We start from the raw sequence: 22,676 nt of genomic DNA, 5'->3' as shown, positions 1-22,676 counted from the left end.
TCAACTAATGTAATTCATTATTAAAACCGTTACTATCACTATTCCTACCGAAAACAAATTCCCGATTAATAAATAGTCATTTGAAATTTTATCGTCTGTTTTTATCCTTGTTCCAACCTTTAGTGCCCCAAAAAACACCAATGCATGTCCTACCCCATGTAAAACTGGCTTCATGTCAAATTCCCTCTTCGTGAAGAATTTTCTCATTGGTCTGAATACCAGAAAAACTATTAATCCTGATGCAATATAAATCGCTATTTTAAGGAAAATTGGTGTCATCTTGAACAAAAAACTATTTCTAAGGCTCTCTTTAATTTTTGATAATTGTCCAAACCCAATGAATACTGCCGTTTCCAGATGAGGGAAGTGTCTTTCTGAAGGCGTTCGGCAACAGTTTTATAATCGGTAAATTCCAGAAAATTCCAAATCAAATCTTTATCTCTCCAATTCCAATCGCCTACATGAGAAAGATAAAGATGAACCATTATCTGTTTCAATTCTGCTTGTTTCACATTCTGACTTATTGAAAAAAGTGCCTTTTCTTTTTTTAAATTAGATAGTTTTTCCCGAGCTATTTTTAACCCCTCCCCCATCATTCCATGTGCAATTTCGGTGTTGATGTCGGTTTCAATTTGGCCATACTCTAAAACATATCGCAATCTTATTTCTTCATTGCTTCTCCATTTATTCTTCTCTATCCATGTCAGTACCTCATAAAATGAAAATTCATTTTTTAAAACCCCTTGAAATTCATCTCCTAATGTTATGGTTAAAGGAGACAAAATTTCTTTCGAAGAGATCTTTCAGCCAATTATTTCCCTATTTCCTCAAGACAACTCAGCCTCCTCTAATTCCTCCCCTTTCTTCGTAAGGTCCCCTTCCTCTACAATGTCTTTCTCAATTTTGAGGTTTTGTATAATGAAACTCTGCCGGTCTGGGGTGTTTTTTCCCATGTAGAAGCCAAGCAGATCGGAAACTTTGGTGTCCTTGCTCAAGATAATGGGGTCCAGTCGAATATCCTCCCCTATAAACCCACCGAACTCCTCAGGGGATATTTCCCCAAGCCCCTTAAACCGGGTGATCTCGCAACTCTTGCCTAGTTTGGCAATGGCTCTCTGCCTTTCTTCATCGGTGTAGCAGTAAATGGTTTCTTTTTTATTCCTTACCCGGAATAGTGGTGTGTCCAGAATAAATAGATGGCCATTTTTCACCAAATCCGGGAAAAATTGAAGAAAATAAGTCATGATAAGCAGGCGGATATGCATTCCGTCCACATCCGCATCGGTGGCAATCACGATTTTTCTGTACCGCAAACTCTCAATGCCATCCTCAATATTTAAGGCATGCTGCAAAAGGTTAAACTCCTCATTTTCATAAACCACTTTCTTAGTCATTCCATAACAGTTCAGGGGCTTTCCCCTCAATGAAAAAACCGCCTGGGTTTGTACATCCCGGGACTTGGTGATGGAACCAGAGGCGGAATCCCCCTCGGTAATAAACAGCATGGTCTGGTTTTTGGCCTCTATGTCTGCTTTGGCATCATCGTAGTGTACCCTACAGTCCCTTAGTTTCTTGTTATGAAGATTGGCTTTTTTGGCCCTCTCATTGGCCAGTTTCTTGATTCCTGAAATTTCTTTTCTCTCCCTTTCGGATTGAAGTATCCTTTTTAATAGCGCATTTGCTGTTTCGGGGTTCTCATGAAGATAATTGTCCAATGCTGTCTTTACAAAGTCGTTGACGAAGGTCCGCAGCGTAGGGCCGTCGGGACCAACACTATGGGAGCCCAACTTGGTTTTTGTCTGAGATTCGAACACAGGCTCCAGTACCCTCACCGCAATGGCTGCCACCACACTTTGCCGTATATCCGAAGCATCATAATCCTTTTTGAAAAACTCCCTTATCGTCTTTACGATGGACTCCCTAAAAGCAGCCAGGTGTGTACCTCCTTGTGTGGTGAATTGCCCGTTCACAAAGGAATAGTATTCCTCTCCATACTGGTTGGAATGTGTAATGGCCAACTCTATGTCGTTTCCTTTTAAGTGAATGATGGGGTACCTGCTACTTTCCTCATCCACTTTTCGCTCCAGTAGGTCCCTTAGTCCGTTTTCGGAGAAGAATTTTTTGCCGTTGAAGTTAATGGTTAGGCCGGCGTTCAGGAAAGCGTAATTCCAGATTTGGTTCTCCAGGTATTCCGGGATAAAGTGATAGTTCTTGAACACCGTACCGTCCGGAGTAAATATGATTTTGGTTCCGTTTCTTTCAGAAACCTTATCCAGCATTTTTTCATCCTTCAATATACCCTGCTCAAAAATAGCCACCTTACTTTTGCCTTCCCTAAAGGACTGTACCTTAAAATGGGAAGACAATGCATTTACCGCCTTGGTACCTACCCCGTTTAGGCCCACAGATTTCTGAAAGGCCCCGGAGTCATATTTGCCTCCGGTATTGATTTTAGAAACACAATCGATGACCTTGCCTAGGGGTATGCCACGGCCGTAATCCCTGACCTCTACCACATGTTCGCTAATTTTGATGTCAATGGTCCTTCCATAGCCCATCATGTGTTCATCAATACTGTTATCCAGGATCTCCTTTACCAGTACGTAAATCCCATCATCTTGGGCACTTCCATCCCCCAACTTCCCAATATACATCCCCGGCCTGAGTCGGATATGTTCGCGCCAATCCAGGGATTTGATACTCTCTTCGTTATATTTTACGTTTTCAGCCATTTTATTAAACTGTTAATGATCCATGTATGCTGATGGAGTCTGTCCTTCCTTGACTTCTTTCATTTTTTGCACCAAAATATAAAACAACCCCAAAACCCATCCTACAAATAGGACAGGAACAAGGTAAAAAAAGAAATTAAAGGAACTGTGTTGGAATTCCTCTATGTAAGTGATGCGATGCAGGTAAAACACCAAAATAATGGTAGAAAAATTCACCATCCCGGCAAAAGAATAGATCCATACCAACATCCTTTCCCTGAACCTGCCCCCTTTGGGGAAAAGCCTTTTCAATGTCAGGTTGTACTGCAGCTCAATCAACTTAGCCGGCACAATGAGCAGCACATTGCTAACCACAAATACTCCTAAAAACAGGTAGAAAAAAAATTCTTTGGAAAATTGCTTTAAGGGCAACCCCCTATCGCTCAGCTCATAGGTGACAAACTCCGGAGAGGATGAATAAATGAACATGAAAGCAATCAGAAAAAAGAATATGGATAGAAAATAAAAGGCTTTGGTAAGTCTTGAATACATGGTTACTATTTTTAAGCCGCTAATATAAAGATTAAAAAATTGAAATGGGGCGATCTCCCCGCCATAAATACAAGTACCCAGCTGAATCCCCTCCCCTCGAATTCAGGGGCGAAAAGGTAGGTATTTATCCTCTTCCTCCCCAAAACCTTTAATGGCCAAACCATCTTCAAACACCTGTATAACAGCTCCTAAGGCCTCCTCCTTTGATTCTACCATTCCTAAAAAGGTCAAATGGTGTACACCATCCTGAATGACATAATTACCGGCATGATGATGACCCGAAAACCAGGCTACTACTCCAGGATACTGCCTGATTAACTCCAAAACTTCACGGTTGTTCCACAATTGCAGCCCGTTCTCTGGAAGTAGGGGATAATGGCAAAAAATAAGCGTTTGCTTATTGGTTTCTTCTGCCTGTTTGAGCTGTGCTGCCAGCCAGTCAAATTGTTTTTCACCAAGTCCCCCATTCCATGGTTTGGCATTATTGCCTCCTGCCTCCTCCAATTCACGAAGGGTTTGTTTGGCTTTCGCGTAGCCTTTTGTGCCCTCAGCATGTCCATCCAAGCTGTTGTCCAACCCATTCAGCAGGATAAACTTCATGTGTTCCTTCTCAAAAGCGTGGTAGCCAACAGAATTGCCCAAAAGTGTCGGTACCATTTTCTTTTTTTCATCCTGAATAGTGAAATCATGGTTGCCAAAAACGTGATAAACCTTAGCCTTGCTTTTCTCCAATAGGGACAGGGGCAGCTCAAAGCTTTTGAAATCCTGATCAATAAGGTCTCCTATATTGACCGTAAATTCCAAGTCATATTGGTTGAGAATTTCTATGGTTTTCTCCAGTTTTGGAGGCACTCCACGGTAATCCCTTTCCCCTACCTGTTCTATATCCGCATACTGTACATCCGTGAAAACCCCAAATTGGAAAACAGGGTTCTCCTTACTTTGCGCTATAGCCGTGGCCCAAGCAGTACTTAACATAATAGTCAAAAATAAAAATTTCATATGTTTATAATTGTCTTTTCAGCGGTCATATAGCTTGCCCCTGCCTGCCCCGAACTCGTTTCGGGGAACTCGATTCGGGGAACTCGATTCGGGGGAATCTTTCTAATTCGTTTTTTCCAATAACCCCATCATTTTCTCCGCATACCTTTCTCCCAGTATCAACTGACTTTCCGTATCAAAATGTACCTCGTCAAACACTTTCGTTCCTTCCGAACTTACTACTGCCGTATGCGACACTAGCTTTGGTAATTGTAGGATCATCTGGTTAAACACCAAACGCTCAGGGGTGTTTCCTACCACCTGCCCGGCAACGAAGGGGAGATTGGGTTTCCCCAGGTCTTTTCGGATTTGCCCGATAAGATTTTGCAAATCCTCCATGTAATGACTCAAGTCACGGACATCAGATTCCCCTTGGTGCCATATCACTCCTTTCACCTCACCATCCTTAGCTGCATCTTTGATCCTGTCCATAAAGGCACTGTAGTATTCTGTGCCGGGCAGCCAAAGTCCGATGGCAGTGCCACCTCGAGCATTTACCACCATACCTATCTCTTTTGGCCTTTTTCCTCTTATGGATTTGGCAAAACCAAAAGCCGGGCTGAGCTGCTGCATCTCCACTTCTTTTCTCACAGTGGAGAACAGGTTCATCGGATTAGTTGCCGGTATCCACCTTTCGCCCCCGGCATTCTTAAATAGGTAGGCACCATTCAAAGGTTCCAATAGTTTCTCATTCAGAGCAGCCCTTCCTGCCATATTAGATTGTCCTATGGCCAAATAAATTTCCAATCGTTCAGGTTCGGGATTCCGGACATGGGTAAGTGCCGCCAAAATGGCAAAATACCAGTACAAAAATATGGGCATGGATTTGTGAGTTTTTTGTAAGATATGGATTAGCTGTTATATTTAAAAATCATCTTATATCGAATGAAGCAAAACCTAGCTTTAACCATTTCCCGGGTATTTCATCCCATGGTTGTGATGCCCTTATTTATATGCTACGTGGTTTTTTCCATTCAGCCTATCCAACAGGCACTTTGGACTACTGCTTACATCCTGGGAATAGGTATATTTCCCTTGGCCATTTGGAACATTTACCGCACGAAAACGGGAAAATATAGCAACTTCGACGTGTCCAACCGAGAACAGCGTTTTAGCATGTTTGGTGTAGTGTTCCTCCTGGCTTTTTTATTGTTAGCGTATTTGTGGTTAAGTGGGCAACCACAAGTGATTCTCATTGGCTGTCTTTTGGTCCTTGGGCTTATTTTTATCTCATTCCTTGTTAACTTTTGGCTGAAATCATCCCTTCACACCGCTTTCATAACCTATGTAGCATTAGGGCTCTGGCCCATGGATAACCACTTAAGCTTGGCAATTGGTCTGGGAATTCCAATAGTGGCATGGGCAAGGGTAACGCAATTAAGGCATAGTTTGGCAGAGGTGGGTATTGGTTTTGTAAGTGGGGCTATATTCGGGATCCTACTCCTTTATCTTACTGGTCCTTTTTCCCAGTAAACCTTTCATCCTACTTATTCCCCATATTTGGAATACCTCATTTTATGCCAATTTTTATTTTATCATTCAACGGCATGAAGCATGGTTTTTGCGGGAAATTTTGGGTTTCAAATTTAATTTTATCTTAGATGAGTAACCCGACCTCTCTGGCACCAAAACCTACACTCAATTTTTTTGATGCCGTCGCCCTAATTGTAGGTATTGTGATCGGAGCAGGTATTTTCCGAACACCATCCCTTGTAGCTGCCAATTCAGGAAGTTGGGAAATAATGTTAGGAGCATGGGTTTTGGGCGGGATAGTATCCATCATTGGGGCACTTTGCTACGCGGAATTGACAAGCGCATTTCCCAATACCGGTGGGGATTATCACTTTCTTAGGATGGCTTTCGGCAAGCGACTCGCCTTTTTGTTTGCATGGTCCCGGCTGAGTGTGGTTCAGACAGGTTCTATTGCCTTGTTGGCCTTTATTTTCGGTGATTATGCCACTTTGATCCATGATTTGGGGCCTCACTCCTCAGTCATTTATGCAGGGCTTACTGTGATCGTACTTACAGTAATCAATATAGGAGGCGTAAAAATGGGGGCTGGTGCGCAGAAAATCCTAACAGTGGCTGAACTTACTGGGATTATACTGGTAATAGGTGCCGGACTCCTTTTGGCACCAAATGGCACAGAGGTAAGTCCTAGCTCCCTGCCTACGGATTCGGGAAGTTCCGGTTCTTTCGGGTTGGCTATGGTCTTTGTGCTATTGACTTTCGGGGGCTGGAACGAGGCAGCATATCTATCTGGAGAGCTAAAAAAAGGAAGTAAATTATTAGTGAAGGCATTAATATCAGGTATTATAACTATCACAATAATTTATGCATTGATTAATTTAGCCTATTATAGGGGCTTGGGCATGGAGGGAATGGCCAACTCCAATGCAGTTGCGGGGGATTTGATGAAGGTGAGTTTTGGTGATACCGGAGCTTGGGTAATGGCCATTCTTGTGGCCATAGCCGCTTTGACTTCTGCTAACGCCTCCATGTTTACCGGTGCCAGATCTAACTTTGCCTTGGGCAGGGATTTTAGTTTGTTTTCCCCCTTGGGAGAATGGAAAAAAGGGGACAAGGGACCTATCAACAGCTTTATCATTCAAGGAATAGTTGCACTGCTTTTAGTGGGATTGGGTTTATTTTCGAGGAATGGCTTCGAAACCATGGTTGAATACACAGCACCTGTATTTTGGTTTTTCTTTCTTCTGGTCGGCATTTCCCTGTTCCTACTCAGAAAAAAGGCCCCAGAAACCCACAGACCCTATAAAGTCCCTCTCTATCCCCTACTTCCCATTTTGTTTTGTATTTCCAGTGCTTATTTACTCTACAGCTCTATCGCCTATACGGGGTGGGGTGCGCTTCTTGGGGTCGCTGTATTGATTCTCGGAGTCCTATTGATGTACTTATTTCCAATTAAAAATAAATCTGTCCAACAAAACTAAATTTCACCGATGATGAAAACACATAAAATATTCTTTCTTTTAATGGGCTTTTGCTTTGCTTGGGTAGAAGTGATGGCCCAAGATGTGCAATATGTACCTACTAGGCAGGAGGTAGTCGAGGCAATGCTGGATTTGGCAAATGTGACCGAAAGCGATATCGTTTATGACTTGGGTTGTGGGGATGGCAGGATCGTGATTGCTGCTGCCAGAAAATATGGGGCTCAAGGTACGGGTATTGACATAGACCCCAAACGGATAGAGGAATCCAATGCCAACGCCACCCAGGCCGGGGTGACCGACAAGGTAAAATTCGTAGAGGCCAACCTTTTTGAATCAGATATCAGTGAAGCCACTGTGGTGACCCTTTACCTGTTAGGGTCTTTAAACCAACGCCTAAGGCCCATTCTCATGGAACAACTAAAACCAGGGACCCGGATAGTCTCCCATGCCTTTGACATGGGGGATTGGAAGCCGGAAAAGCAAATAGAAGTGGACGGAGCAAGGGTATATATGTGGACCATACCCGAAAAATAGCAAAAATTAACTGTGATGGGTTGTTTACGCTTTAACAGATAAAAAAATCCAAAAGCCCAAAATTCTTGGGCTTTTGGAAAACTTTATCAAAAAATTCCAGCACACTAAAACCCTAACCCCAAGGCCATTGCTGTAGGCATTATGTTGAAGTCTGCCACTTTTTCCGCAGATCCGTCCATCAGGTTAATGGCATAAACCGCTGTTGAACCATCTACCTCCAGTAAGGCATATGCCATATCAGATTCCCCTCCTATATCGAAGCCATTTTCTCCCGTGAAGTCTACCCCCAGGTATCCAACCTCATTCAGCACTCCGTCGTTTGGTGGGTCCTGAGTGTATAACAGGTTAGTTTCATGATCCAAAACATAAAGGAGTGTGGTCTCAGCACTGTGAAAATTGTTAGTATAAGCCGCGCCACTCACCATGGGGCTTCCTGGATTTAGGTTTCCATCTTCAGCCACCACCGTACCAAGGTCAGGATGCAATCTGAGATTCTGGCCTGTGTTGCTTACTAATCGGATGCGATCCACAGTAGGGTTAAAATCAAATCCAAAGGCTTCCCCATATAGTTCCGGGTATAATCCGTCTCCAACAGCCTCCAGCTGGCCGTTTGCTGTATTTACAGTTAACAGTCTATTTGCATCGGTAATTGCATATAGGGCGCCATTGGCTGGCCTGAAATCAAGCCCCACCACCATTTCACCATTCATCAACCCCTGAAGTTCCACCGCATTCATGGAGGGATTGGTTGGGTCAAAGCGATATAGCTGGTTATCTTGCCCTGTGGCAAAAGCAACCGGGTTTGTTTTAAACGCAATTCCTTTTATTGGGCTGCTGAAATCACCTATCCATTCTGCTCTTCCACTATTAAGGTTGATGGTATATAACCTAGATTCATCTTCATGATAAGCCACTGCCATTGCTACACTATTATCAGGGTTGATGTCAAAGTTTATCATACCCTGCAAATCCACACCCAGGTCTCCTACTTCCCGCAAGCCCCCATCATTAGGTGGATCTTGAATAAATAGTTTGTTACCTTCAATATCGATGTCATATAATTCTGTACTTGATGCCCCTGCAACACTGTTAGTGTAGGCCACTCCACCTATCCGTGGATTTTCTGATCCGGAGATCCTGCCATCTTCTGCTACTACTGTGCCCAGCTCCGGATGCAAACGTAGATTTTGACCGGAAGCGGTGACCAACCGGATCCTGTCCACCGTTGGGTTAAAGTCCAGAGAAACATTTTCCCCTTCAATGGAAGGTGAAAATGCACCCTCCCCTAGGGCTTTTGCTTTTCCAGTGGCTTCGTGAATTAGATAAAGCCTGCTAGAACTTCCAAGCGCATATAACTGTCCGGTTGCTGGTCGGTAATCTATACTAACGAGCATTTCATCATTCTCCAAGCCCTCTACATTCAAGGTGCGCAGGGGGCTACCAAGATCACGAGCATTGAAATAAAAAATACGGTTGTTTTCGCAGAGTGCGGTGAACTCCACATCAGGAGCCATTCCCGGCATGTCCATTTCAGGAGTAGGGTCCGATTCCTCATAACAGGAGGATACAAAGACAATAAGGAGAGCCGCAAGGCACAATCTCCAAAAGGATGTACGATGGTTAGTTTTCATAATGTGATCTGTTTTTATTTAACATGATCACATCTACGTACCAGATGAAAAATACAGATTTAGCTGAATCAAAAATTTATAAAAATTGTAAACGAGACTTTGTTTTTACACAACAAAATCTCGTTTCAATGGTGTCAATCTCATTAATTTTGTTTTTGCATACGTAGCGAAAATTGGATAATTATATCCTCTTCCTCGCCATCGTCCGTGATGTCCTGTTCATCTTCTTCCTCAAACACCACGGTCATGTGATTAGTTGAAAGCTCTGAGACTTCTAGTTCTGTAACCTCCTCCCCATCATTCAAAACCAATAGCGTGTCATTATTTCTAAGTTCATACGTCCCTGATTCGACTCCGGACGGACTGGTGATTTGATAGGTGCCATCTGCCCTAAACTGAATAGTGGTACCCTGAAATTCGGAAAGGTCCAAAAATTCACTTAAGGCCATGTTCATTACTACCAATGCTTGAGATTCTGTCAACCCCAGTCCTTCCATCAAGAATTGTAGCGCATTCTGTCCGTTAACGGAAGCGTTCACTGCGTGGGATTCGTATACCCAAGTGCCAACAATCTCATGGGTGACCTGGGGCTCATCATCATCACTTCCGCAAGACCAAATGCCCATGCTTAATAGGGGAAGTAGGATAAGCAGAGAGCTCAACGACTTAATCTTTGTCATAGTTGAAATATTTGTCATTTAACGTATATAAATTGATCCTAATTTACAAATATTATTCATCTATTTACAATGCACCAAATAATTATTAAATTAATAGCTTGGGATTAGTGGGGATGGGATTTTTCATTTTTACCATTTATGCATTATGTGCAGACCATACATTATTTCCATGTTCGGGGCTTTATTTTGCTTACTTATTCAAACAATTTCCTTAGGGCTGGTCTTTCAAAACGACATCCCCGATTCCCCTCAAACCGATAGAAATAGAAGTCCGGAAAACCTTGTGACCTGGAACTTGGAGGGATACCCAAGGAATCAACCATTGCCAACTAAAGGTAAAATCCGCAGCCATGAAAAACCTCCCAGCATACAATTAAGTCAAAGCCAAATAAACTTTGGATACAGTACCCAAGATCAAAAAGGTTCTTTTGCACAATACGAAATTGTAACAAAGGGTTTGACAGACAGTTTGAAGCTTTCTGCTTCTTACCCATTTCTCCTTAGTGTAGATAATCACACCTATGTAAATGAGTTGAGGCTAGAACAACCGGGCTCCTCCCCTATCAAAATCTGGGTGACCCATGATACCGATTCTGCCGGGTTTTTCCAGGGCAGCATATCTCACTCAAGTACAGGCGCAGCATACACCACTTTAGAAGTAATAACCTATATTATGGACCCCAAAAGGTGGTGGGAGCCCTTTGACGATAGCTGTGAAGTGGGCCTGCCCAAGGAGTGGATCCTCCATTCTTCCATAGGGGAAGAAAAGTGGGCATGCTCCAACTTGGGAAGGAACGAAAATAATCCCAGAACTAACGCTCCTTTTGGAATCCAGATGAACGGGTTTATCCCAGGAGTAGGAATTACTGCCCAGGAAGCCTGGCTGATCAGCCCTGTCTTTGACCTAAACAATTTCCAATTTCCCTTATTTTCATTTTGGAGTAGAGTTGCCTTTGGTGGGCCAAGATTAAGGTTGAAGATTTCTACGAATTACTACGAGGGTGACCCTAACTTAGCTACATGGGAAACCCTTCCTGACCGATTTGCCAAGGAAAATAGTTGGTCTTTTTCACAACCTATTAACCTAACGGGTTATAGAAATGAGAAAATAAGACTTGCCTTCGTATACGAATCTTCCCCGGAAAAGGGAGCAGCAAGATGGTCTATTGATGATATAGAACTGAATGACAGTGCATCCCCTCCTGCACCTTACCTTCGGCATGACATAGGCCAAATTGATTACTGGCATTTTGCCAATGATGGGAGCACGCCTGAGCACCGAGACTTCTCCTTCGATTTTTCGGATGCCTTTGCCGAACTCAGCATTTACGCCTCACCCGCCTTCGAATTTTCAAAAGATGGTGTAAACTTTTTACCTGAATTGCTTTTTTCTGAAAATGAGCTTAAAGCCACACAAAGAGTTCATGTGAAATTCTCAGCCCCTTCCAAAGAAAGCAGGGCCTATGGTTCTCCGGTATACTTTGAGAGTGACACACTAATTCAAAAAGCAGGGTACCTTTCCGCATCTACCATTCCGGGAGAGAAAACCCTGGACATCGTCACATGGAATGTAGAGTGGTTTGGATCTAGAGAGTATGGGCCTGAAGATGTTTCCCTTCAAAGGAAACGGGTGGGAGAAATCATAAAACGACTAGATGCAGATCTTTTTGCACTTCAGGAAATTGTGGATAATAAGCAGATGGAACTTTTGGTAGAGGAAAACCCAGCCTATGCTTTTGTACTTTCCCCAGCGGCTTCCAGGGAACCAGAAGGCTACGAAAATGCCCAAAAGCTGGCATTTCTATATAAAAAATCGGTGATTGAACCCATATCTCACCGTGTAATGTTGGAAGAGATTTCACCGGAACTACTGACAAACTATCCCTCTGATCCTAACCGCTTTTGGGCAAGTGGCCGATTGCCCTTTCTGCTTGAAGCTTGGGTTAATCTGGAAGGGAAAACCAAGAGAATATGCTTTATCAACATACACGCACGCAGTAATGGTGGCGGCGAATCAGCAAGCAACCCTCGATACGCCATGAGAAAGTATGATGTACAGGTGTTAAAAGACAGTTTGGATCAGCATTACCTGCAAACACCAATTGTGCTATTAGGAGATTTCAACGACGACCTAGCTGCTACGGTAGCAGACCATTCTGCTCCCACTGTGGGCACCACGGAATCCTCCTTTTTGGCCTTTACCAATGACTCTTTAAACTACAATCCCATCACCTTATCTCTGAGCCATGCAGGATTGAGGTCATTCCCGACTTTCCCAAATGTCATAGATAATATCCTAATTAATAAACTGCTCGAAGATAAATGGTTGAAAGGCTCGGAACGCATTGTAAACCCACTGGACTGGATACCAGATTACCTAAGTACTACCTCAGATCACCTTCCAGTAATGAACCGTTTTGGTTGGGGTTGTGAGAAATACCAAGGAGTGATAACCGGAAAGGATTGGGTATGCAGTCCTTCTGATACCTTGGTGCTTTCACTTACGGATCAGCCTTTCGAACTTTTGGGATGGGAGGAGAGTACGGATAAAGGAGTTTCCTATCACTACTTACCAGGCTCTAAAGCGGCCAATCCCCTAAAACTATCCAATTTAACCGGTTCCAAATGGATGAGGGCCATTGTGAAAACGGAAGGTTGTAACCAAGAAATGTACACCGACCCCATGAAAATAACTTATATAAAGCTTCCAAAACCTCCTTTGGAACAAAGGAGAAACTACCTGAAAACTTTAGTAGGAGGGTTCACCTATCATTGGAGGAGGAATGACTCTCTAATGACAACCACCTTGGAGCCCAGCTTAGAATTTTCATCTGCTGGGATTTATCAGGTGGGCATTGAGCACCCCCTGGGCTGCCTATCATGGTCAGATAATCTTAGGTTGATGCTATCAGGCATAGGGCCAAAGTTGCATATCTACCCCAACCCAGCAAAAGACAGCATCAAACTTACTCATAATAAACTCAGTGGAATAGCAAATCTGGAATTAAGAAATGTGAGCGGGGCACTTCTTTATTCCGCTTCTACCAATAGGCCATCCCTCGAAATTGATCTCAATCTGTTGAAACCCGGATGGTATTGGCTCAGCTTAACTTGGGAAAACGGCGAAAGGAGTATACAGAGATTTATGGTTACCAAATAGTGGACCTGTCACTCCTTAGCATAAGTGTCAAACCTCTCCTTGATTTTGGACTCCAAATGATCCCCCTGGTGCACAAGTACCCTATAACGAAGGGTCACCTTCTCCCCTTTAGAAAGTCTCGTTCCTTTCTCGTTTTCTGGCCAGTACATAGGAGTAGGGGAAAAAAACCCATAATCCCTCGTAAACCAAGGGGAAGGATACCACTTACTTGAAGGATGTTGCAAAATGGCCATCCCTTCTATTCCTTCCAAGCGTGGCCCACTAAAGTCCACCCAGGCGCTGGCTTCTCCAAAAGTTTCCTTTTCGGCCGAAGCCCCTTCAGCATTTACCATGACTCCTCCATTGGTCACCGATAAATCAGGATCCATTCTCCCACTAAAAAGCGAGTGGTTTGTTTTTTCAATAAACACCTCCTCCAACATTTCCATGGTAATTTCAAAATCGATCTGAAAGATTCCCCGTTCCGGGGAACTGATGGTAATTACCCTTTCATCCTTTATGGGTGCCGAGGCTCCTGGTCTTGTCCAAATACACTCATTGTGGATCTTAATTTGATCCCCTTCCGAGCTCTCCAAATCCTCCCTTATGGACAAAATCTGGCCTCTATCCAGTCCTTCTTGCCAGTAATTACCTCCATTGACCTTGTCACAACCAAAGAAAAGTGAACTGTGGTGGGGATAGGTCCCGTTTCTCATTGAGGTCACAGAGGTACCAGAAGGGCCATTTACAGGATAGAAATAAGGGTATTTTTCATCGGCATGAAACCTGTAACTAGTGAAAAAAAGTGAGCCAATATAAACATCGATGCGATCACCAATTTTCTCAGCCCTTAATTGCTCTTGGGCAATTGCATCCATTGCAAAAAAAACTAAAGTCCATAAAATAAGCGTGGTTTTTCCTAGTGGGTTCATCGTTTATTGTTTGATTTCATTCATAATCCAGCATCTAATGTAAGCAATCAGGGACTTTATTTACCAGAACTTCCCTAAAAAACATGATTTCGTTGGTAAGGTGCTTAATTAACACTCAAAAACCAAAACTTGTAAGTATACAGGAGCAATAAGTCCAATTTAAAACCTGTTAGATGGGCTTAAGGTATTAAGGCATTCATCATGGTTAAATTTTCAACCTATTATTAAAATAATTTTGTCATGTTTTAAAAATATGGTTCGATATAAAACCAAAAAAAAAGGAATCTTTGTCAAGATTCCTTTATTTGGGTTTATATCAACTGACTAACAGCTATAATGATTTTGCAAATAGATTAAATGTTCCGTTTTTTAAATTCCAAAATCCCTTAAACATAGTAAAAATGTCGCACATCCCAATAAAATCGGAAATAAATTTTATCAACGTTAAATATTTTGTGTGGACATAGGTCTATACCCATAAACTTAGTTTTAGCCTTAATAGGCCTTTTCCCCCGTTAAAGTCTGGCATTTAATAGGAGAGAAAGGGTTGAATCCCAAGAACATCAGGCGTTTTGTTGATCTCAAGGTAAAAATGAAGTAGGAACCGGAATGGAGGTGGTTGGATTCAAGGCCAATTAATTCTTTAATAGAAACCTTTTGGAAAATTTCGGGGTTGGCACTGGAAAAGAATAAGGCTTAGAGAGCCTTTGATTGGTTAAAAAACGAAAGACCCCCTTTCTCTATGTGTGAGAAAGGGGGTTCATTTCAAGTTTACATTTGGAACAAATGGTCTATTTTTCTAGAAATTGCCGGAGTACATAATGGAGTATTCCCCCATTTTTGTAATATTCTATTTCAATGGCAGAATCCAGTCTGGCAATTACTTCAAAATCTATCGTTGAACCGTCCGGTCTCTTTGCGGATGCACGTAAAACCTTTTGCGGGCTAAGTCCTTCTGAAATCCCTGTTATGCTTATGGATTCCTTTCCGGTTAAGCCGAGTTTATCCGCTGATTTGCCCTCGGTATATTGTAATGGAAGAACCCCCATGCCCACAAGGTTGCTACGGTGAATCCTTTCATAGCTTTCGGCAATTACCGCTTTTATACCAAGCAGACTAGTACCTTTAGCTGCCCAATCCCTGGAGCTTCCCGATCCGTACTCCTTACCTGCCAACACTATCAGTGGCTTGCCCTCTTGCTGGTATTTTTGGGAGGCATCGTAGACTGACATTTCTTCTCCGGTGGGGATATAGGTAGTAAAGCCTCCTTCTTGGTCAGAGAGTTGGTTCTTTATCCTTACGTTGGCAAAAGTGCCTCTAACCATCACTTCGTCATTTCCCCTTCTAGAGCCATAGGAATTAAAATTGCTGCTCTCCACCCCTTTATCCAAGAGGTATCTTCCTGCTGGGGAATGTGGGGAAAATGACCCCGCAGGTGAAATATGGTCAGTGGTAATACTATCCCCTAACTTCAAAAGTACATGAGCACTGTGTATGTCATTAGGCTCATAAACTTCCTTGGATATGCCTTTGAAAAAGGGAGCTTCCTTAATGTAGGTAGAATCATCCGACCATTGGTACACCTTGTCAGATGGTGCGGTGAGGGACTTCCATTGGTCGTTTCCTTCAAAGATTTCCCCATAGTTTTTCTTGAAATCCTGAGGAGACAGCACAGTGCTCAGAATATCGACTATTTCCTCCTGGCTTGGCCAAATATCCTTTAGATAAACAGGCTCTAGGTTGGGGTCATATCCTAGAGGTTCGTTGTTGAGATCGACGTCTACCCTTCCCACTAGCGCATAGGCCACCACTAACATCGGGGACATTAGGTAGTTCATTTTGACCTGTGGATGTACCCTTGCCTCGAAATTTCTATTTCCGGAGAGCACAGATGCTACTACCAAGTCGTTTTCCTCCACCGCCTTGGCAATGTGTCTGGGCAAAGGGCCAGAGTTTCCGATACAGGAAGTACACCCATAGCCTACCACATGAAACCTAAGAGCTTCTAGGTCTTCTAGCAATCCGGCATTTTGCAAGTAATCTGTCACCACCTTGGATCCTGGGGCTAGGGAGGTTTTCACCCAGGGCTTGACATCAAGGCCTCTCTGCCTTGCTTTTTTCGCCATCAATCCCGCGCCCACCATCACGCTTGGGTTACTGGTATTGGTGCAGGAGGTAATGGCTGCGATTACTATAGACCCATCGTGCAGTGCGAATTTTTCATTGTGAAGCTTTACTACTACTGTTTTTAGCCCATCTTTTATCTTGGTCTCAATTTCAGCTTGGTCTGCGGCTTTTCCGGATCCGGAATCAACGGTCGGCTGGCTACTCCCACCTTCTCCGTACCAGCGCCCCACATCTCTTTTTGCAAGGGGGATGTATTCCCGACCATGGACTTCCTGCAATAGCTGCCCAAACTTATCCTTAAATTCCCTTAACAATATTTTATCCTGGGGTCTTTTAGGCCCAGAAACCGTAGGTTCTACTGTATCGAGATTGAGTTCCACTACTGTGGAGTAATTGATGGCGGACTCGTCTTTTCTCCAAAGCATATTTGCCTTGCAGTAATCTTCCACCAACTTGATCTGCTCTTCGCTGCGGTTAGTCTTGGCCATATAGTCCAAGGTCCTGTCATCGATGGGAAAGTAGGTTACTGTACAACCAAATTCCGGGGACATATTGGAGATGGTAGCCCTATCCGGAACAGACAAAGAGTCCAGTCCTGGCCCAAATACTTCCACGAATTTCCCTACCACGCTTTGCCTTCTAAGCAACTCCGTAATAGTGAGCACCATATCAGTAGCGGTAGTACCAATCGGCAATTTGCCGGTAAGTTTAAGACCCACCACTTCCGGAAGGATGAAATAGATGGGCTGTCCCAGTATTGCTGCTTCCGCTTCAATACCCCCTACACCCCAACCTACTACACCTATGCCGTTCACCATAGGGGTGTGGGAATCGGTTCCCACCAAGGTGTCCGGAAAAACCTGACCATCCCTGGCGATTACTCCCAGAGCCAGGTATTCGAGATTTACCTGGTGGCATATACCCATGCCGGGGGGAACTACCGAGAAATTATCAAAGGATTTCTGTGCCCACTTCAAAAACTGGTAGCGCTCCCCATTCCTTTCGTATTCGACATCTACATTCTTCTTGTAGGAATAATTAGTGCCAAAAAAATCTACCTGCACGGAGTGGTCCACCACCAAATCCACCGGGATCAATGGGTTAATTTTGTTGGGATCCTTCCCCTTACGAACCGCTTCAGCCCTTAAGGAGGCAATATCCACCACGGCCGGTACTCCGGTAAAGTCCTGCATCAGCACCCTGGCGGGTTTGTAAGGAATGTCCTTGTCCGATTTTCCGGGTTTCCAGTTCAATATAGTCTCCACATTTTCTTTGGTGATTGCAAAATCATCAAAGTTTCGCAAAGCATTTTCCAACAGAATCCGAATGGAAAAGGGCAGCTTTTCTATGGCATGCCCCTGTTCTTTTAAGGCTTCCAGACTCCAATAGTCTAGCTTTCCACTGGAAGTCTGAAGCTGTTTAATAACCTTATATGGATCTTTTGACATGAATTTATGGGTTAAATGTTTTAAAAATCGGTTACTTCTTAAACCTCAAAGGTTTTCCTTTGATTCCATAATATAAGGCTTTTTTGAAATTTATAAAGCTTTTTCCAGAAAGAATCTTTGGCAAAAAAAATGGTGGAAATCATCCACCATTCAACTTTTATTCCTCATCCTCCTGTTCTTTCGCCCTGTCCATCTTTCTGAAAGACCGCCTAAAAAACCAATGGTAACGCATCGCTTCCAAGGTTTCGTTAAAGGAAGCAGACCCTACATCCAGGTTTTCCAGAGTGCTTTTCAACATCTCTGCAAACTCCTCGTCGTTTAACATCATGCCCGCCGGGTTATCCGTTGAATTGAGGTTCTCCGTGATTTTGGTGATGTTTTGTGTGGCTTCCTGTGCCTGCTTCACCGTTTGATCCAGTTCACCACTGGTGCTTTTTAGGTTGGCAAACAAGGTGGTGTCGTTAAGCAAGTCGTCCACCAAGGTGCCTTTTTGATTTAGCTGTGTGGAAAACCTTGCAAGCTCCCTACTCATCCTATTACTGTTATTTGCGGTCTGATTCAAATTGGTCATGATGGATTTAAACTCCTGCACTAACACGCTATCGGTCAACATGGCACCAACGATCCCCTCACCACCAGCAAGCCTCCCCGTTAGTTTCTTTAGGTCATTGGTAATGCTCACCAAGTTCTGGTTGTTTTCCTGTAGGGTTTCCATCATTCTATCGGTGTCCAATGGCATCACCGCTTCCAGCCTGTCCCCTGCCTCTATGGGCGGAGCATCCCCAGTTCCTCCATATATTACGATTATTTTGTTACCAATCAGTCCATCGGAACTGATGGTGGCCTTGGAGTTTTTTCGAATAAAGTCCTTAGTCGAGGATTCCAGGTTCATTTCTATCTCTACCTGTGATTCTCCGAAAAAATTAATTCTCCTTACCGTGCCTATCTTGACCCCAGAAAACCAGACATTATTTCCCGTCTGCAATCCAGCCACATCGTCAAAAACCGTGGAAACCCTATAGCTTTTCACAAAAGCTTTTTGCTGGGCCCCTAGTGTCATTATACCGACAACCAGTATGACAATGCCTATCAGCACGAAAATGCCGACTATAACTGTTTTTTTATTGTCGTTTCTCATTATTGGATGAAATTATAGTCATAAAATGATTTCACACTTGGGTCCTCCGAATATTTGAACACCTCCTCGAATTCACCCTCGGCACTGAACACCCCGTCAATTAACATCGCCATCCTATCACCGGTGACCTTAGCACATGTCAGGTCGTGGGTGATGATTATAGAGGAGGTCTTGTACTCCTCATTGACCTGGTTGATCAACTTATTGATATCCATGCAGGTAATAGGGTCCAGACCTGCAGTGGGTTCGTCATACAGCATAATTGCAGGTTTGAGAATCAGCGTCCTGGCAATCCCAATCCTTTTTCTTTGACCCCCCGACAGCTCTGAGGGCATTTGATTTATGGTTTGGATTAGTCCTACACTTTCCAAAACGCTTTCTACCAGTTTGTCCTTTTCTGCTTTTCCAATGCCCTTCACATTCCTAACCAATGGAAACTCCAAATTTTCCCTTACAGTCATACTGTCGTAAAGTGCGCTTGCCTGAAAGGAGAACCCTATCCTTAACCGCAATTGGTTGAGGGCTTTAGAACCCATTTCACTTACCTCATGCCCCAGTACCTTTAAGGTTCCCTCGTCTTGGGTGAGTAGCCCCACCATAATTTTTATCAAAACGGACTTGCCGCTTCCGGATTTCCCCAGAACCACCAGGTTTTCCCCGTCATAAAGGTCGAGATCTACCCCTTTTAAAACGTCCAAATCCCCAAAGGATTTCTTTAAACCTCTCACTTCAATTACCTTTTTTTGCATGTACATTCATTAAAGTTGTCTAAAGAAATTAGTGATCTGAAGGGCCAGAAGCTCTTCAATAAATATCAAAAACATCGCCATCACTACAGCAGAGTTGGCAGCCTTTCCCACCCCTTCTGTCCCTTTGGTGGAGTTATACCCCTTATAACAACCCACTATTCCGATGGTGAAGCCGAATACCAGCGATTTTAACAGGGAGGAGGTAATGTCCAGAAAAGAAAGGGCATCAAACACTTGTACAAAAAACGTGCTTAAACTTACCAGCTCATGTTGGTTGACGTTGAAGAATGCCCCCATCAGCGCGACAAAATCAGTGTACATTACCAGCACAGGTATCATGAAGGTACTCGCTAGTACCCTTGAAACGACCAGAAATTTAAAGGGATTGGTGGCAGAAACTTCCATAGCATCAATTTGCTCTGTCACTTTCATAGATCCAATCTCAGCTCCAATACTTGACCCTACCTTACCTGCCGCAATCAATGCTGTCACCAATGGTCCCATGGCCCTTATTACCGCTATGGAAATCAAGGCAGGCAACCAGGAAGTAGCTCCGAACTCGGCCAAGGAGGGCCTGGATTGGTTAGTAAATACCACGCCTACAATAAACCCGGTAAGGGAAATCAAGGGCAAAGAATTATACCCTATTTGATAACACTGCCGGATAAATTCTTTGAATTCGTAAGGGGGAAACCATACTTCCCTGAAAAAGCGCTCAACAAATCGATAGGCACTGGCCAGCCCAATGAAGAAATTCTCAACTCTTCTCCTCAAGCCTGATTTGTGAGTTGCTGTATTTTCTGCCATACCGGAAATGGTTTAAACAATGTTTGGGTTTGATTAAGGACAAAAGTAAACAATCAATCGTTGATAAACTCATCAATTACCTCTTTCCTTAGTGGTTTAACCAAAAATCCACTGACGAGTTCAAATTTTTTGCTCTTCTCTATGTCCTCTGGATCCAAAGATGAGGTAAGCATCTTCACCTCAATATTGATGCCGATTTGCCCCATCAGGCTTAAAAATTCCCAACCTTCCATTTCAGGCATATTGATGTCCAGCAGTAGAATATCCGCCGGGTTCTCTGCAAGCCAAGAGAGAGCTTCATGGGGGTTCTCAAAAAACACTAAATTTAATTTTGGGTTTATTTTCAGCAAAATCCTCTTGTTAATCATATGCTGCACCTTGTCGTCATCCACAAATACTATCACCTTGGAGGGGTCTCCATCCTTTACGCTTTCCCCATTCTCAATATTCTTTTCCATCAAAATTTTATTAACTTTTCTTATTTCAGTATCCAAATTATGTGCTGATTTTTTCAACATATCCAGAACCTCCTTGTTAAGTTGCTCTTGATCTCCCGCCAAATTCAATATGCCCATAATATTGGCCAGGTGGTTTCTTATGTGATGAGAATGCACAAAAGAAAAATCCTTCAACTGCTGGTTTTGAGCCTTCAACGATTCATTTAATTTCATGTTCTCCTTTAAGGACCCGTGTATCTCAGAATGGTCCACTGCCAGCACCATTACACTATCTTCACCATCATAGATAAAAGGCATGGAAAATAAATCCACATGCCTGGCATCATACTTTTTGTCAATCATGATTAAATTCCTGATCGTATGGGGTTCTTGCATGTTCTCCAGCTTCACTTTCTCCGGATACTGGAACAATGAACTGAACACCTTTTGACTGCCGTTTTCACTCACTTCCCCATATTTCTTGATTGCTAGCTCATTGGCGGTCAATATTGAAAAATCGTTAAGGGAAAGCACCCACACTGCGTTCGGTAATTTTTCAAAAATCAACCGGTACCTTGCCTCTAAATCCTCTTCGGTGTCCTTATACCGCTTGAAACACCTGTAGGCATAAAACATCACCATGACCACCACTGCCACCGACATGGTAACCAGGAGTGGGGTGATAGAGGACAACCCCAAAAATGAAACAATGGGAGCATGAAAAACCGCCGGGAATAGAAACACGACTGCCGACAACATCCCAAAACCCAAAGCACTTTTTAGTTCAGGCCGCATAGAGAGCAAATAAAGCCAATATTTTAAAATTTATCACCATAAGGGTTGAATAAATTAAATGGCAGGGAAGGCGTTTATCGGTTTATCGGGGATAAAAGGAGGATTTTGGTTGTAACCACTTTCCTTGGAAAAGCCATTTTGAATTGAGCCTCGTAATCTAACAAGCCATTGGGATGCACTACTAAAGTGGTTTGGCTTTATCTCGCAATAGTAGATTAAAAAAGTCAGGCTGAACCGACCTCTGGCTTATTTTTTATTACGATCCAAAACAGGTCTTGAACCCACTATGGCCTACCTCAATTATTGTGATTACTTAATCCTCCTTCGAGTTCTTCATCCATATCATCAAATTGTTTGTCTCTGATTGCACATTTGGTAATATAGTCACAGTCTAAAGTAAATAAGTTTCTGTCGTACGGTTCTGAATTAACCTTGTTTTTTGCTTTACCCTGGGTTAAAATCCAATCAATAAAATCGTGAAAATAGTATTGATTCGATGTTGATTTATGTCCCTGTCCCTGCCGAACTATAGGTAATAAATGTTCTGGTAAAAGTTCAGGCTTATCGCCAAAATAATAGAAATGATCTGACAAGAGTGTGAATTTTCCACCTAAGTCCCTTTGACGGTTTCCTTCGTCGTGAACACTTTTTAATATTTTCGCTGGTTCCACAGAAAAATCAAAGATGCAATCACCAACTCTATCTTTATAATTTCTCCCTCTCCATTTAGGGATTTTCTTTGGGAGTTCAGCCTTACAATAGCTATCATACTCTTGCATGGTCATTTTTTCTGTTATTTCCATTGCATAGACAACCTTGTTCTCAAAGCCGTGTTGGGCAGAACCCGTTCCTACAACCCAATCTCCCTTTTTGGCATTCCTACGAATTACCGGTTTACAAATATTAAGGGTGCATACACCCCAAAATGGATTTGGGGCTGCACCATTGTCATGTGGGATACAATAAGAAAATAATCTTGGCATATCAAAATTATTGTCGTGATT

Annotated in this window: 19 protein-coding genes; 4 read left to right on the top strand and 15 right to left on the bottom strand. The window is 43.1% G+C overall.

Going from position 1 to position 22,676, the window contains the following annotated elements:
* From DB520_RS06835 to DB520_RS06810, 6 genes are all read right to left on the bottom strand, one after another.
* On the bottom strand, positions 1-279 hold the full coding sequence (locus tag DB520_RS06835; protein WP_114748953.1) for a hypothetical protein: 279 nt from the start codon (positions 277-279) through the stop codon (positions 1-3).
* A complete protein-coding gene (locus DB520_RS06830) occupies positions 276-782 on the bottom strand; it encodes a SatD family protein (protein ID WP_157971961.1) in 507 nt (168 codons plus the stop codon). Before DB520_RS06830 ends, DB520_RS06835 begins: the two co-directional genes overlap by 4 nt.
* A gap of 45 nt (positions 783-827) precedes the next feature.
* Positions 828-2,732: a DNA topoisomerase IV subunit B gene (locus DB520_RS06825; RefSeq protein WP_114748951.1), complete on the bottom strand. Its 1,905-nt coding sequence runs from the start codon at positions 2,730-2,732 to the stop codon at positions 828-830.
* Positions 2,733-2,744: 12 nt separating this feature from the next.
* The gene (locus tag DB520_RS06820) at positions 2,745-3,263 is read right to left on the bottom strand and encodes a DNA topoisomerase IV (RefSeq protein WP_114748950.1); all 519 of its coding nucleotides are present in this window, start codon (positions 3,261-3,263) and stop codon (positions 2,745-2,747) included.
* A gap of 102 nt (positions 3,264-3,365) precedes the next feature.
* Positions 3,366-4,265 (bottom strand): metallophosphoesterase, encoded by a 900-nt coding sequence (locus DB520_RS06815; RefSeq protein ID WP_114748949.1) that lies wholly within the window; start codon positions 4,263-4,265, stop codon positions 3,366-3,368.
* A gap of 102 nt (positions 4,266-4,367) precedes the next feature.
* Positions 4,368-5,126, bottom strand: a complete 759-nt coding sequence (locus DB520_RS06810) for a sialate O-acetylesterase (protein WP_114748948.1) — start codon at positions 5,124-5,126, stop codon at positions 4,368-4,370.
* Positions 5,127-5,189: 63 nt separating this feature from the next.
* On the opposite strand from DB520_RS06810, the gene DB520_RS06805 reads away from it, so the two are divergent.
* The 3 genes from DB520_RS06805 (at position 5,190) to DB520_RS06795 (ending at position 7,789) form a co-directional block, all read left to right on the top strand.
* Positions 5,190-5,777 (top strand): hypothetical protein, encoded by a 588-nt coding sequence (locus tag DB520_RS06805; RefSeq protein WP_114748947.1) that lies wholly within the window; start codon positions 5,190-5,192, stop codon positions 5,775-5,777.
* 128 nt (positions 5,778-5,905) lie between these two features.
* On the top strand, positions 5,906-7,255 hold the full coding sequence (locus tag DB520_RS06800) for an APC family permease (protein WP_114748946.1): 1,350 nt from the start codon (positions 5,906-5,908) through the stop codon (positions 7,253-7,255).
* A 12-nt stretch (positions 7,256-7,267) separates the two neighbouring features.
* The gene (locus tag DB520_RS06795; protein ID WP_114749404.1) at positions 7,268-7,789 is read left to right on the top strand and encodes an SAM-dependent methyltransferase; all 522 of its coding nucleotides are present in this window, start codon (positions 7,268-7,270) and stop codon (positions 7,787-7,789) included.
* Positions 7,790-7,893: 104 nt separating this feature from the next.
* On the opposite strand, the gene DB520_RS06790 is transcribed toward DB520_RS06795, so the two are convergent.
* Together DB520_RS06790 and DB520_RS06785 are read right to left on the bottom strand one after the other, a co-directional pair.
* A complete protein-coding gene (locus DB520_RS06790) occupies positions 7,894-9,420 on the bottom strand; it encodes a DUF4394 domain-containing protein (RefSeq protein WP_114748945.1) in 1,527 nt (508 codons plus the stop codon).
* A gap of 143 nt (positions 9,421-9,563) precedes the next feature.
* Complete coding sequence (locus DB520_RS06785) at positions 9,564-10,100, bottom strand: lipocalin-like domain-containing protein (RefSeq protein WP_157971960.1); 537 nt, start codon at positions 10,098-10,100, stop codon at positions 9,564-9,566.
* Positions 10,101-10,245: 145 nt separating this feature from the next.
* Here DB520_RS06785 and DB520_RS06780 point away from each other — a divergent pair, with 145 nt between their 5' ends.
* The gene (locus DB520_RS06780; RefSeq protein ID WP_114748943.1) at positions 10,246-13,260 is read left to right on the top strand and encodes an endonuclease/exonuclease/phosphatase family protein; all 3,015 of its coding nucleotides are present in this window, start codon (positions 10,246-10,248) and stop codon (positions 13,258-13,260) included.
* Positions 13,261-13,268: 8 nt separating this feature from the next.
* Here the strand turns inward: DB520_RS06780 and DB520_RS06775 are convergent, their stop codons facing one another.
* The 7 genes from DB520_RS06775 to DB520_RS06745 form a co-directional block, all read right to left on the bottom strand.
* Positions 13,269-14,171: a DUF6807 domain-containing protein gene (locus tag DB520_RS06775; protein ID WP_114748942.1), complete on the bottom strand. Its 903-nt coding sequence runs from the start codon at positions 14,169-14,171 to the stop codon at positions 13,269-13,271.
* Positions 14,172-14,962: 791 nt separating this feature from the next.
* A complete protein-coding gene (acnA, locus tag DB520_RS06770; RefSeq protein WP_114748941.1) occupies positions 14,963-17,746 on the bottom strand; it encodes an aconitate hydratase AcnA in 2,784 nt (927 codons plus the stop codon).
* A gap of 157 nt (positions 17,747-17,903) precedes the next feature.
* Positions 17,904-18,884, bottom strand: a complete 981-nt coding sequence (locus DB520_RS06765; RefSeq protein WP_114748940.1) for an MlaD family protein — start codon at positions 18,882-18,884, stop codon at positions 17,904-17,906.
* Positions 18,884-19,633, bottom strand: coding sequence for an ABC transporter ATP-binding protein (locus DB520_RS06760; protein WP_114749403.1), 750 nt, complete (start codon positions 19,631-19,633; stop codon positions 18,884-18,886). Before DB520_RS06760 ends, DB520_RS06765 begins: the two co-directional genes overlap by 1 nt.
* A gap of 9 nt (positions 19,634-19,642) precedes the next feature.
* A complete protein-coding gene (locus DB520_RS06755) occupies positions 19,643-20,440 on the bottom strand; it encodes an MlaE family ABC transporter permease (protein ID WP_114748939.1) in 798 nt (265 codons plus the stop codon).
* 53 nt (positions 20,441-20,493) lie between these two features.
* Positions 20,494-21,672 (bottom strand): response regulator, encoded by a 1,179-nt coding sequence (locus DB520_RS27210; protein ID WP_232834872.1) that lies wholly within the window; start codon positions 21,670-21,672, stop codon positions 20,494-20,496.
* Between the two features lie 296 nt (positions 21,673-21,968).
* A complete protein-coding gene (locus DB520_RS06745) occupies positions 21,969-22,655 on the bottom strand; it encodes an Nmad2 family putative nucleotide modification protein (protein WP_114748938.1) in 687 nt (228 codons plus the stop codon).
* Between the last annotated feature and the right edge of the window lie 21 nt (positions 22,656-22,676).

Origin of the sequence: Pleomorphovibrio marinus, from assembly GCF_003347495.1 — a bacterium.
In the GTDB taxonomy this organism is placed as follows: Bacteria; Bacteroidota; Bacteroidia; order Cytophagales; family Cyclobacteriaceae; genus Pleomorphovibrio; species Pleomorphovibrio marinus.
Note: the sequence above shows the minus strand (reverse complement) of the source record. Positions and strands in the feature narration are given on the sequence as shown.